Below are 12,500 nucleotides of genomic sequence, written 5' to 3'. Positions count from 1 at the left end.
AAAACTGTGTTGCATTCTGGGCAATGTGTTGCATAAACTGTAGGCATTGAATTTTGTGGTCTCTTCGAAAAATCAACTGCAATAATTTTCGGAATAATCTCTCCTCCTTTTTCTACAAAAACAGTGTCTCCAACTCTAATATCTAACTTTTCAATTTGGTCTGCATTGTGCAAAGACGCTCTTTTCACAGTAGTTCCTGCCAATTGAACAGGCTCTAAATTTGCAACTGGAGTTATGGCTCCTGTTCTTCCAACTTGATACGTAATTTCATTTAAAATCGTAGAAACTTGGGCTGCTTTAAATTTATACGCAATTGCCCATCTTGGCGATTTTGCTGTATAACCCAATTCTTCTTGTTGCTGTAAATTATTTACTTTTATGACAACTCCATCTGTTTCATAAGGCAACTCATGACGCTCTGAATCCCAGTCATTTACAAAATCAAAAACGTCATCAATCGATTTGCAAAGTTGCATGGTTTTAGGAATTTTAAATCCTGCTTTTCTAGCGTTTTCTAATAAATCAAAATGTGTTTCAAATTTTCTTTCGGATGTAACAACTTGATACAATAAACAATCCAAAGGTCGTTTTGCAACTTCACTACTATCTTGCAATTTTAAACTTCCACTGGCTGTATTTCTCGGATTTCGATATTCTTCTTCGTCATTAGCAGCTCGTTCTTCGTTCATTTTTTGAAATCCATCCAAAGGCAAAATTATTTCTCCTCTGATTTCAAAATCATTTAAAAAATCGGAAGGTAAATTCAACGGAATGGAACGAATTGTTTTTACATTATTAGTTACATCATCACCTTGAAATCCATCTCCTCTTGTTACTGCTTTTACGAATTTTCCTTTTTCATAAACCAAATTGATGGATGCTCCATCGTATTTTAATTCGCAAGTATATTCAATTTCGGATGTTCCTAAGACTTTTTGGATTCGTTTTTCCCAATCCAACAAATCTTCTTTTGAATAGGAATTGTCTAAAGAATACATTCGGTTTTTGTGAGTTACCGTTTCAAAATTTTTCGTAATGATTCCTCCTACTCTTTGTGTGGGCGAATTTGCATCAAAAAAATCAGGATTTTCTTTCTCTAATTTTTCTAATTCTTTGAGTTTTATATCGAATTCAAAATCAGAAATTGTTGCATTATCCAACACATAATAGTTATAATTATGAGAATTCAATTCTTCTCTAAGGGCATTTATTTTTTCTTGAACGGTCATTATTAATGAGTGCTGAAAAGTAATTTATCTTTTTATAGATTGTTTTTAATAAACATAAAAACGATTGTAAAAATACATAAATTTTCACTCTTATTTTTCTTGATAACTTCTTTATTTATATGTAAAAAAAATCTTCTTATTTTATTAAATATACTTTTTTATTGATATTTGAAATGCTTGTTCCTAACAATTTCACCAAGTTTTTAAAACTTTATGTTTTCCTATTATAAAGCTGTGTAACCTTTGTTACATAAGGGCTCATTATGACAATTATCATAAAATTAGGCATGCATCTTATCTAATTTTGATGTATTATTTAAAACATCATGAAAAACTTAGTAATCTTAGGAGCAGGTACATCAGGAACAATGATGGCAAATCATTTGGTTTCCAAATTACCCAAAAAAGAATGGAATATTCACATCGTTGATCAATATAAAACTCACTACTATCAACCTGGGTTTTTGTTTTTACCTTTTGATATTTACACAGAGAATCAAGTTAAAAAAGTCGGAGAAAAATTTATTCCAAAAGGAGTGAATTACATCCAACAAAAAATTGAAAAAATTGATGCTGAAAATAATTTAGTTGAATTAGAAAACGGAACCATCACTTATGATCTTTTAATCATTGCAACAGGATCAAAAATTGCACCTCAAGAAATTGAAGGAATGTTGAGTGAGGAGTGGCGAAAATCAGTTTTTGATTTTTACACATATGAAGGAGCACTTGCTTTGAGAGACAAATTACGTGATTTCAAAAAAGGGAAATTGGTAGTTCATATTACTGAAATGCCAATTAAATGCCCAGTTGCTCCATTAGAATTTGCTTTTTTAGCAGATGCTTATTTCCAAAAAAAAGGAGTTAGAGATCAGGTTGATATTACTTATGTTACTCCTTTGAGTGGTGCTTTTACAAAAGAATTCACCTCAAAAACCTTAAAATATTTATTGGAAGATAAAAATATAAAGCTAGTTACTGATTTTGCAATTGAACGAGTAGATATTGAAAATAATAAAATCATAGATTATGCTGATACAGAAGTTGATTATGATTTATTGGTAACTGTTCCAACAAATATGGGAGATGAAGTTATGGAAAGATCAGGTTTAGGTGATGATTTAAATTTTGTTCCAACACACCCAAAAACATTGCAATCTTTAGCACATGAAAATATATTTGTTATTGGAGACGCAACCAATGTTCCTGCATCAAAAGCTGGATCTGTTGCCCACTTTCAGGCAGAAACCCTAACAGACAACATTCTTCTTTACATTAATAATAAACCTTTAAAAGAAGAATTTGATGGTCATGCTAACTGTTTTATTGAAACTGGAAAAAATAAGGCGTTATTAATAGATTTCAATTACGAACAAGAACCTGTAACAGGAACCTTTCCTTTTGCTGGAATTGGCCCATTAAAACTTTTAAAAGAAAGTGTTTTTAATCACTGGGGTAAATTGGCTTTTAGATGGATTTATTGGAATGTTTTATTAAAAGGAATCCCAATTCCGTTCGTATTAAGAAACATGAGTACTACAGGTAAAAATATTAACAATTAAAATAATTAACAATGATAAAAACAATTAAACATGTTGAAATTCAAGTAAACGACGAAGGGTATTTAACCGACTTTTCTCAATGGAACAAAGAAATTGGAGAAGAGTTAGCCAAAGAACATGATATAGAAATGACCGATAAACATTGGGAAGTGATTTCATGGATTCAAGCTCAAGTAGCTGCAAATGAACCTTTATCTATTAGAGGTATTAAAAAAAGTGGAGTCATAGACATTAAGCAATTTTATGACTTATTCCCTGGAGGGCCTTTAAAAGTATCAACCAAAATTGCTGGAGTACCAAAACCTAAAAGCTGTATTTAAAAACTAGAAATCATGGGAAAAACTAAAGTTCGTAAAATGCTTTTTATTTTATCAAAAGCAACCATAGAAAATGTGTATGCTGCATTTATTATGGCAAATGGCGCAAGAATGGAAGGAATTGAATCTGAAATATTTTTTACATTTTTTGGTTTAGAAGCTATCCAAAAGAAAAAATTAGAACATCTTCATGTTGCAACGGTTGGTAACCCTGCAATGCACATTCCTACAATGTTGGGTGGTTTACCTGGAATGGAAGCGTTGGCATCTAAAATGATGAAAAAAGAAATGGAAAAATTAGACATGCCTCCTGTTGGAGAATTTTTAGAAATTCTGTCAGATTCTGGCTGCAAACTGTGGGCCTGTAAATTAGCTGTTGAAATGTTTCACCTTAAAGAAGAGGATTTAATTGATGAATTAGATGGAATCTTAACCATTGGTGATTTTTATAATAGAGCTGACGAAGAAAACACGCACTTACTTTTTATATAAAAGTGACAAACCCTGAAAAAGAATTATTTTCAGGGTTTGTTTTTTTAAAAAAAGATTTTCATTAATAATAGGTATATCTCCTAACTTTTGCAATGTGTTTTGCTAGACGAATTACTTGGTGTGAATAACCATATTCATTATCGTACCAAACATACAACACAATTGTTTCGCCATCAGTTATGGTTGCTTTGCTATCAAAAATTGATGGTGCTGTAGAGCCAATGATGTCTGTTGAAACCAATTCATTGTCCATGGAATATTTTATTTGTTCTACCAAATCACCTTCTAATGCGTTTTGTTTTAAAATAGCATTTACAATATCCGTGGTTACTGGTCTTCTGAGCTGCAAACTTAAAATTGCTAATGATCCATTTGGAACTGGAACTCGAATTGCATTTGATGTCAATTTTCCTTCTAAAGCTGGCAATGCTTTTGCAACTGCTTTTCCTGCGCCTGTTTCTGTAATGACCATATTTAACGCTGCTGCTCTTCCACGTCTGTATTTACTGTGCATATTGTCTACCAAATTTTGATCATTTGTGTAGGCATGAATGGTTTCTAGATGTCCTTTTTTGATACCAAAATTATCTTCCAATACTTTTAAAACGGGCGTAATTGCATTGGTTGTGCAAGATGCTGCAGAAAAAATATTGAATTTATCAGGATTGTATTGCTGATGATTTACACCATGAACAATATTAGGAACTCCTTTTGCTGGTGCAGTAATCAATACTTTGCTGGCTCCTTTTGAGGTCAACAATCTGCTCAATTCAACATCATCTCTAAAAGCGCCTGTATTATCAATAACTAATGCATCTTTGATACCGTATTTTGTATAATCAATATCTTCAGGATTGTTAGCAGAAATCATAAAAACCGTTGTTCCATTGATTATCAGTGCATTATTTTCTTTATCAACTTGAACTGTTCCTAAAAAATTTCCGTGAACAGAATCAATACTTAATAAGGAAGCTCTTTTTTCAAGAACAGTAGGTGTTATTTTATCGCGAGTTACAATCGCACGCAAACGCAATTGTGTTCCTTTTCCCATTTTAGACATCAATTCGCGCGCCAACAATCGACCAATTCTTCCAAATCCATACAATACAACATCTTTTGGAGTAATATCTTTTGCTTCAGTAATATTTTTGAGTTGCTTTTTGATAAATGCCTCTTTATCAACACAACCTTTTGGATTTAAATGACATTCGTAAGCCAATTTTCCAATATCTAATTTTGATGCGGGTAAATCTACTTTTTGAATGGCTTTTGCAATATTCAACGCATCTTGAATGGTAATTGGTTTGTTTACAAATTCCTTAGCATAATCAATTAGATTTAGGACTTCACTAGCTCTTTTATCAATCAAAGGATTTCTAAAAAATACCAATTCAATGGATTTATCATACCATAAATCATTTACAATATTGATAAATTCAACTGTTGCTCTTCTTGTTAATGCTTGTTGAGCAACTTCTTCTTCGTAATTTACAATTGTTGACATTGTTGTTTTTTGATGTTTAAATTTTTGGCAAAAGTATTTCTTTTTTACGAATTACGAAATCGATTTCGCTATTTTTTTATTCAAAAAAAAAGTCCTGATAATTTATCAGGACTCTAAATCTATTTTTAAAGAATTATCTAAAACGCAGTGTTTCCTTTTCTCCTTTTAAATTGATCAATTCTATAATAATATAAGATCGACTATTAGCAACACTTTCTAATAATTTTACACCTTCTTCAGCATTCTTAACTGTTTTATCATTGATTTTTGTAATGATATAACTATTTAAATTATTTTGGTCTCCTCTATCTATTGTTTCATAAATTTTTGCACCACCAGAAATATTGAGTCTTTTTTGTTCTTCTTTTGACACATCTTTTAGTTCCCAATTAAAAGAAGTTGAAATAAATTGAGGTATTTTTTTACCTAATTTTACATTTTTAGTTAAAGATTGACCATTTCTATTTACGGTAATCTCTACAAATTCCCCTGGTCTTTTTGCGCTCAATTGCCCACGTAAATCAGCAAATTTGGTAATTTTAACTTCACCAATTTTTGTTATGATGTCGTCTTTTTTCAATCCTGCATTTGCAGCTCCTTGTCCAGCTTCAACATCCGCAATTTTTACACCTAAAACTTCATCATTTTCTTGAGGTGAAAAACGAATTCCTAAAACGGCTTCTTGTACGTTTCCAAACTCTAATAAATCATCAATTACTTTTTTGGTAATATTTGATGGTACTGCAAATGAATACCCAATAAAAGAACCTGTTCTTGATGAAATTGCAGTATTAATTCCAATTAATTCGCCTCTTGTATTTACTAAAGCTCCTCCACTATTTCCTGGATTTACAGCAGCATCAGTTTGAATAAAAGAATCAATAGAGCCATTTCCATCCAAATCTCTACCCTTTGCACTTACAATTCCAGCTGTAACTGTTGATGTTAAATTATATGGATTTCCAACTGCTAAAACCCATTCTCCTACTTTTACATTGTCAGAATTTGCAAAAGTGATGAATGGCAATTCAGTATCTGTTTTAATTTTCAACAACGCAATATCATCATTTTTATCACTTCCAATCAATTCAGCTTTGAAAACTTTTTTATTATTTAGAGTAACTTCTATTTCGTTTGCACCATCAATTACGTGATTATTGGTTACAATATAACCGTCTGCAGAAATAATTACCCCACTTCCAGTACCAACTTGCTCAAACTTTCTAGTGCCACTTCCATTTCCATAAAAAATTTCAGCTAATGGATTGTACTGAGTTCTGATTGTAGTATTTTTTACATGAACAACTGCATTTAATGATTTTTCAGCAGCCAATGTAAAATCAATGGAAGAGATCTCTAAGCTGTTCGAATTTGAATTTGGTGTTGTATAATTTGTTTTAACAATTGATGCATTTTCAGGTCCTGATCTTTCAATAATCACAGGTCCATCAAAAAATAATTTATAACCACCCAAAGTGATGATTCCGCCTAAAATGGCGATTCCTAATAAATTGATATTTTTTCTCATATTATTTTTGATTTTTGATTACCCAAATATACGATTTTAACATTTTCGGAAAATCTGTTTAACTTGATTTTAACTGATTTTAACCACGTTTTAACAAAGAATTTTTACACGTTAAATCGCTATCTTTGTGCCATGAATATCACTTTTTTCAAATATCAAGGAACTGGAAACGATTTTGTGATGATTGATAACAGAACAAAAATCTTTCCAATACAAAAAACTGACATAATTTCACAAATTTGTGACAGGCATTTTGGCATTGGTGCTGATGGAATTATTTTAATTGAAAATGACAATTTACATGATTTTAAAATGATTTATTTCAATGCTGATGGTAGTGAAACCTTTTGTGGAAATGGAGGAAGATGTGCAGTTGCATTTGCCAGACAATTGGGCATTATTCAGAATTCGGCAAATTTTATCGCTTTTGATGGACCTCATTTTGCCAATATTGAAAATGACATTATTTCATTAAAAATGATTGATGTTGAACAGATTACTGTCAATAAAAATTCGGTTTTTGCTTACACAGGCACACAGCATCATGTTGAATTGGTAGAAAATTTAACTGATTTTCCTGTTTTTGAAAAAGGAAGAAAAATTCGCTATCAATACCCAAATCCTGGAAGTAATGTGAATTTTGTACAACAAATTGACAACAAAACTTTCAGAGTTAGAACCTATGAAAAAGGAGTTGAAGATGAAACTTTGGCCTGTGGTACAGGCGTAACTGCTGTTGCAATTGCCATGCATAAATTGCAAAAAACACATCAAAATTTAATTACGCTACCTGTTGAAGGTGGTGTTTTAGAGGTTTCATTTGAAGAAGAAAATGGTGTTTATAAAAATGTATTTTTAAAAGGTCCTGCAAAACTCGTTTTTCAAGGAAATATAGCTATTTGATGCAAACACTTCAAGGAAATTTTGTAAAACTAAGAGCTTTAGAGCCAGAAGATTTGGAATTTTTATTTCAAATTGAAAACAATGAAATTTTTTGGGAAGTAAGTCATACTCAAACCCCTTTTTCAAAATTTGTGTTGAAAAATTACCTTGAAAATGCGCATTTAGATATTTATGAAACCAAACAATTGCGATTGGTTATTGAAGAAAAATCTACCGAAAAAAGTATTGGAATGATTGACTTGTTTGATTTCAATCCACAACATAAAAGAGCTGGAATTGGCATTGTAATTCATCCTGATTTTCAACAAAAAGGTTTTGCTTCAGAAGCTTTAGCCTTATTGATTCAGTATGCATTTACACACTTACAATTGCATCAATTGTTTGCCAATATTATGACTGATAATGAAAAAAGTTTGCAACTTTTTGAAAAACATTCTTTTAAAAAAGTAGGCATCAAAAAAGATTGGATTTTTTCTGATGGAAAAATAAAGGATGAAATTTTATTTCAACTGATAAAAGAGTAATTTCGCAACTTCATATTTAATACACTTTATCTTGGCAAAAAAGAATATCATTACAATTGCTATTGTAGTTTCACTTATAATTGGTTTTATTGGCATATATTTTTATCAAAAAATATTTCAGGATAATGTTCAAAAATCAGGCGTTGTTTTCATCAATTCTGATGATGATTTTACGAAACTGACTGAAAAAATAGTTCCTTTTATTATTGATGTGGATGATTTTAAATGGGTTTCAAAATTGAAAAAATTCACTAAAGTAAAACCTGGAAAATACGATATTACAGAAAACATGTCAACCAACGATTTGGTAAATATGTTTAGAGGCGGACGTCAATCTGCTGTAAAAGTATCGTTCAATAATCAAGATACTTTAGAAAAATTATCAGGTAGAATTGCTGAACAAATTGAAGCTGATTCTTTAACTTTATTGAAAGCATTTACTGATGAAAAATTTTTATCTGAAAATAATTTTAATGAAAAATCTATTTTAGGCATTTTTATTCCTAATAGTTACGAATTTTATTGGAACACTTCAGCAGAAAAATTTAGAGATAAAATGTTGTTAGAATATCAAAATTTTTGGAATCAAAACCGACTTCAAAAAGCAAAAAAGTTAAATTTATCTCCGAATGAAGTGATTACTTTGGCTTCTATTGTACAAAAAGAAACCGCAAAAAACTCAGAAAGACCAATTGTTGCTGGTTTGTATTTGAATCGTTTGCAAAATGATTGGCCTTTGCAAGCAGACCCAACTGTAATTTATGCCATTCGTCAATTGAAAGGACAAGATTATGTTGTAAAAAGAGTTTTAACTGCTGATTTAGAAATCAATTCTCCTTATAATACGTATAAAAATATTGGTTTGCCTCCTAATTTGATAGCAATGCCAGATATTTCATCTATTGAGGCTGTATTGAATGCCGAAAAACACGATTATTTTTACATGTGTGCTAGTATTGATAAAATAGGATTTCATGAATTTGCAAAAACATTGACTCAACACAATAGAAATGCAGAAAAATATCAAAATTGGCTCAATAAACAGGGAATAAATCGATAAATTGTTAAAATAGTTAACAAAATTAATTCCTAATTTTTTGTTGTATTCGCAATACGAAACGTTGTAGTAATCTAAAATCTCAAATTAAATCCATCTTAAATGATGGATTTTACAAAACGAATTATATTAATGCACTGATTATCAATTCATATTGATTTATGTTGTAAATTTGCCCCGCAAAACAGAAAGATTAATTAATGATCAAAAAGTTTTTTTTATATAGTGCAATCCTTTTTTTATTCGTTGGCGCTAATACAAGCAACAACAAAATTGAAGAAACAGAGAACTCAACATTTCTTCACGAAGTTTCAAAATTAGATATTCCATACTTACAAAATAACTTTGTAGCTTTTAAAGAAGCGTTGGCTTACAAAGAGTCAAGAGGAAAATATACCATTGTTAACACCTTAGGTTATTTAGGAAAATACCAATTTGGTAAAAATACCTTATCAAGAATTAGAATTCATAATACTCGTGATTTTTTACAAAATCCTGAGTTGCAAGAAGAGGCATTTATTGCTTTGTGCGAAATAAATAAATGGATTTTACGAAAAGACATCAAACGTTATTCAGGTAAAACAATCAGTGGAATTGAAATTACAGAATCAGGTATTTTAGCAGCTGCTCATTTAGCGGGTGCAGGAAATGTAAAAAAATTCCTAAGAAGTAATGGAACTAATTGTTTTTCAGATGCTTATGGAGCAACCATCAAAATGTATTTGAGAAAATTTGCAGGTTATGATGTTTCTGTTATTCAAGGAAATAGAAAAGCACACGTATAACTTATTCTCTTTGAATAATAAAAATAGTTGGTCTTTTGTGTAAATCAATAGCTTGATTTTTCCACTCTTTCACTGACAAAGTTTTAATAAACTCAGAATTTAGCGTAATGTCTACTGCAATACAAAGTAAAGTATTTGGTGACAAAGTATTTACTAATTCTGTAAACATTTTCTGATTTCTATAAGGAGTTTCAATAAAAATTTGAGATTGATTTTTATCTTTTGATAATTTCTCAAGCTCTTTAATTGCTGATTTTCTGTCGCTATTATCAATAGGTAAATAGCCGTTAAAAGCAAAGTTTTGTCCGTTAAATCCTGAACTCATCATCGCTAATAAAATAGAAGAAGGTCCAACCAAAGGAACCACTTGTATATTTTTTTGATGTGCTAATTTCACTATTACAGCTCCAGGATCAGCAATTGCAGGAACACCAGCTTCTGATAACAACCCAACATTAATTCCTTGAGCACAAACGTCTAAATATTTTCTAGTTTCAGATTCTTCTACAAATTTATCCAACAAAAAAATGTGTAAAGAAGGTTGCTTTTTTTCTGGACAAATCTGTTTAATAAATTTTCGAGCAGATTTTTCGTTTTCAACAATATAATAATCAATTTGTGCTACTACTTTTTGAACAGAAATTGGCATTACTTGTAAAGGTTCTGTCTCCCCTAAAGTTGTAGGAATCAAATAAAGTTTACCAATCATATTGTATATTTTTTAATGATGATTTCGCAAGCTTCATCCAGCATTTGAAACACATTTTCAAATCCTTCATTACCTCCATAATAAGGATCAGGAACTGAATTGTTTGTATTTGGATGAATTTCATTGAGAATCATTTTCACTTTTTGCTTGTCTGAATTATTTCTTGATAGTTTTAAAATATCATGAAAATTGTTTTCATCCATAGCATAAATAAGATCAAAATTATCAAAATCAGCTGTTGTAAATTTTCTGGCTCGCTGTTTGGTAATGTCAATTCCGTGCTTTTGAGCAACCATAACCGAACGTTCATCAGGCTGATTACCAATATGATATGCTGCAGTTCCTGCTGAATCTACAAAAATTGGATGCGTAGTTACTTTTGATTTTAAAATACCTTCTGCTAATGGCGAACGACAAATATTCCCCAAGCAAACCATTAGTATTTTCATTAAAAAAAGATTTTTAGAAGGATAATTTCTTCATTAAATCATCCACATATTTTTTGAATTGCTTGTCAGTTTCTGTAAGATTATCCACTGTTTTACAAGCATGTAACACTGTTGCATGATCTCTGTGCCCTATTTGACTTCCAATACTAGCCAAAGAAGCTTTCGTTAATCTTTTTGCAAAATACATTGCTAATTGACGCGCTTGCACTACATGACGTTTGCGAGTTTTAGATTGCAAAGTCGCAACGTCCATGTCAAAATATTTAGAAACTTCTTTCTGAATAAAATCAACTGATACTTCTTTTTTGGTGTTTTTTACAAATTTATCTACAATTTGTTTTGCCAATTCTAGCGAAAATTCTTTTTTGTTGAAAGACGCTTGTGCAATCATAGAAATGATAACACCTTCTAATTCTCTAACATTAGATTTGATATTTTTAGCAATATAAGCCACAATATCATCTGGCATTTCAACACCATCTCTAAACAATTTATTTTGCAAAATTGACACTCTTGTCTCATAATCAGGCGCTTGCAATTCTGCAGACAATCCCCATTTGAAACGAGAGAGCAAACGTTGCTCAATGTCTTGCATATCAACTGGTGCTTTGTCTGAAGATAAAACTACCTGTTTTCCATTTTGATGTAAATGGTTAAAGATATGGAAAAACACATCTTGAGTACCAGCTTTACCTGAGAAAAACTGAACATCATCAATAATTAAAACATCAATCATTTGATAAAAATGAATAAAATCATTTCTAGTATTTGATCTTACTGAATCAATATATTGTTGTGAAAATTTTTCAGAAGAAATATATAAAACTGTTTTATCAGGATATTTATCTTTTATTTGAACACCAATTGCATGCACCAAATGTGTTTTTCCCAAACCTACTCCACCATAAATTAACAATGGATTGAAAGAGGTTCCTCCTGGTTTGTTAGAAACTGCCATTCCTGCTGAGCGAGCCAATCTGTTAGAATCGCCTTCAACAAAATTCGCAAAATTGTAATTCGGATTTAACTGAGATTCAATTTTAACTTTTTGCAATCCTGGAATAATGAAAGGATTTCTTAGCTCTCTTTTATCAGATTCTAATGAAACTGTAACGTTTTGTGGTTTTAAAGGATCTCTATTAGAACTTGGAATTTTTACGATTTGAGGTCTGTTACTGCTGTAACTATTTTCCATTTTCACATCGTAAATCAATTTGGCATCATTTCCTAATTGTCTTACCAATGCAACTCGCAACAATTTAATATAGTGTTCTTCTAACCATTCGTAAAAGAATTTACTAGGCACTTGAATCGTCAATGCTTCTCCAGAAAGTTTTACCGGTTTTATAGGTTCAAACCAAGTTTTGTAGGCTTGTGGTTTGATATTATCCTTAATAAAAGATAAGCAGTCTGTCCATACGGAATCAGCAGTGTTGTTCAT

Annotated in this window: 13 protein-coding genes (1 of these 13 running past the window's edge); 7 read left to right on the top strand and 6 right to left on the bottom strand. The window is 30.9% G+C overall.

The window, feature by feature from the left end:
* On the bottom strand, positions 1–1,229 hold the 5' portion of the coding sequence (gene ligA, locus WHA43_RS00065; RefSeq protein ID WP_105045154.1) for an NAD-dependent DNA ligase LigA. It extends 769 nt beyond the left edge of the window; 1,229 of the gene's 1,998 nt are visible here — the first part of the coding sequence; it begins with the start codon at positions 1,227–1,229; the stop codon falls past the left edge of the window.
* Between the two features lie 326 nt (positions 1,230–1,555).
* Here ligA and sqr point away from each other — a divergent pair, with 326 nt between their 5' ends.
* Genes sqr through WHA43_RS00050 form a run of 3 tightly spaced genes read left to right on the top strand, consistent with a single transcriptional unit; the run spans position 1,556 to position 3,600 of the window.
* Entirely contained in the window at positions 1,556–2,791 is a 1,236-nt protein-coding gene (gene sqr / locus WHA43_RS00060; RefSeq protein ID WP_105045153.1) for a type III sulfide quinone reductase, selenoprotein subtype, read from the top strand.
* Between the two features lie 11 nt (positions 2,792–2,802).
* Complete coding sequence (locus WHA43_RS00055) at positions 2,803–3,111, top strand: TusE/DsrC/DsvC family sulfur relay protein (RefSeq protein ID WP_211290287.1); 309 nt, start codon at positions 2,803–2,805, stop codon at positions 3,109–3,111.
* Positions 3,112–3,123: 12 nt separating this feature from the next.
* On the top strand, positions 3,124–3,600 hold the full coding sequence (locus WHA43_RS00050) for a DsrE/DsrF/DrsH-like family protein (protein ID WP_211290286.1): 477 nt from the start codon (positions 3,124–3,126) through the stop codon (positions 3,598–3,600).
* A gap of 61 nt (positions 3,601–3,661) precedes the next feature.
* Here WHA43_RS00050 and WHA43_RS00045 read toward each other — a convergent pair whose 3' ends face one another.
* Together WHA43_RS00045 and WHA43_RS00040 are read right to left on the bottom strand one after the other, a co-directional pair.
* The gene (locus WHA43_RS00045; protein ID WP_105045152.1) at positions 3,662–5,104 is read right to left on the bottom strand and encodes a glyceraldehyde-3-phosphate dehydrogenase; all 1,443 of its coding nucleotides are present in this window, start codon (positions 5,102–5,104) and stop codon (positions 3,662–3,664) included.
* Positions 5,105–5,237: 133 nt separating this feature from the next.
* Entirely contained in the window at positions 5,238–6,632 is a 1,395-nt protein-coding gene (locus tag WHA43_RS00040) for a S1C family serine protease (protein WP_105045151.1), read from the bottom strand.
* 132 nt (positions 6,633–6,764) lie between these two features.
* Between WHA43_RS00040 and dapF the strand changes: the two genes are divergently transcribed.
* The 4 genes from dapF to WHA43_RS00020 all read left to right on the top strand — a co-directional run bounded on the left by dapF (position 6,765) and on the right by WHA43_RS00020 (position 9,901).
* On the top strand, positions 6,765–7,535 hold the full coding sequence (gene dapF, locus WHA43_RS00035) for a diaminopimelate epimerase (protein WP_105045150.1): 771 nt from the start codon (positions 6,765–6,767) through the stop codon (positions 7,533–7,535).
* A complete protein-coding gene (locus WHA43_RS00030; protein WP_105045149.1) occupies positions 7,535–8,059 on the top strand; it encodes a GNAT family N-acetyltransferase in 525 nt (174 codons plus the stop codon). Before dapF ends, WHA43_RS00030 begins: the two co-directional genes overlap by 1 nt.
* 31 nt (positions 8,060–8,090) lie before the next feature.
* Positions 8,091–9,119: an endolytic transglycosylase MltG gene (gene mltG / locus WHA43_RS00025; RefSeq protein WP_105045148.1), complete on the top strand. Its 1,029-nt coding sequence runs from the start codon at positions 8,091–8,093 to the stop codon at positions 9,117–9,119.
* Positions 9,120–9,316: 197 nt separating this feature from the next.
* Complete coding sequence (locus WHA43_RS00020; protein ID WP_105045147.1) at positions 9,317–9,901, top strand: peptidoglycan-binding protein LysM; 585 nt, start codon at positions 9,317–9,319, stop codon at positions 9,899–9,901.
* Position 9,902: 1 nt separating this feature from the next.
* On the opposite strand, the gene WHA43_RS00015 is transcribed toward WHA43_RS00020, so the two are convergent.
* Genes WHA43_RS00015 through dnaA form a run of 3 tightly spaced genes read right to left on the bottom strand, consistent with a single transcriptional unit; the run spans position 9,903 to position 12,500 of the window.
* Positions 9,903–10,610: an SAM-dependent methyltransferase gene (locus WHA43_RS00015; RefSeq protein ID WP_105045146.1), complete on the bottom strand. Its 708-nt coding sequence runs from the start codon at positions 10,608–10,610 to the stop codon at positions 9,903–9,905.
* Complete coding sequence (locus WHA43_RS00010) at positions 10,607–11,059, bottom strand: low molecular weight protein-tyrosine-phosphatase (protein WP_226742828.1); 453 nt, start codon at positions 11,057–11,059, stop codon at positions 10,607–10,609. Before WHA43_RS00010 ends, WHA43_RS00015 begins: the two co-directional genes overlap by 4 nt.
* A gap of 13 nt (positions 11,060–11,072) precedes the next feature.
* Positions 11,073–12,500 (bottom strand): chromosomal replication initiator protein DnaA, encoded by a 1,428-nt coding sequence (gene dnaA / locus WHA43_RS00005; RefSeq protein WP_105045144.1) that lies wholly within the window; start codon positions 12,498–12,500, stop codon positions 11,073–11,075.

It is taken from the genome of Polaribacter gangjinensis (assembly GCF_038024125.1).
Lineage (GTDB): Bacteria > Bacteroidota > Bacteroidia > Flavobacteriales > Flavobacteriaceae > Polaribacter > Polaribacter gangjinensis.
The sequence above is the reverse complement of the archived record's forward strand: the minus strand, read 5'-3'. Positions and strand labels throughout refer to the sequence as shown.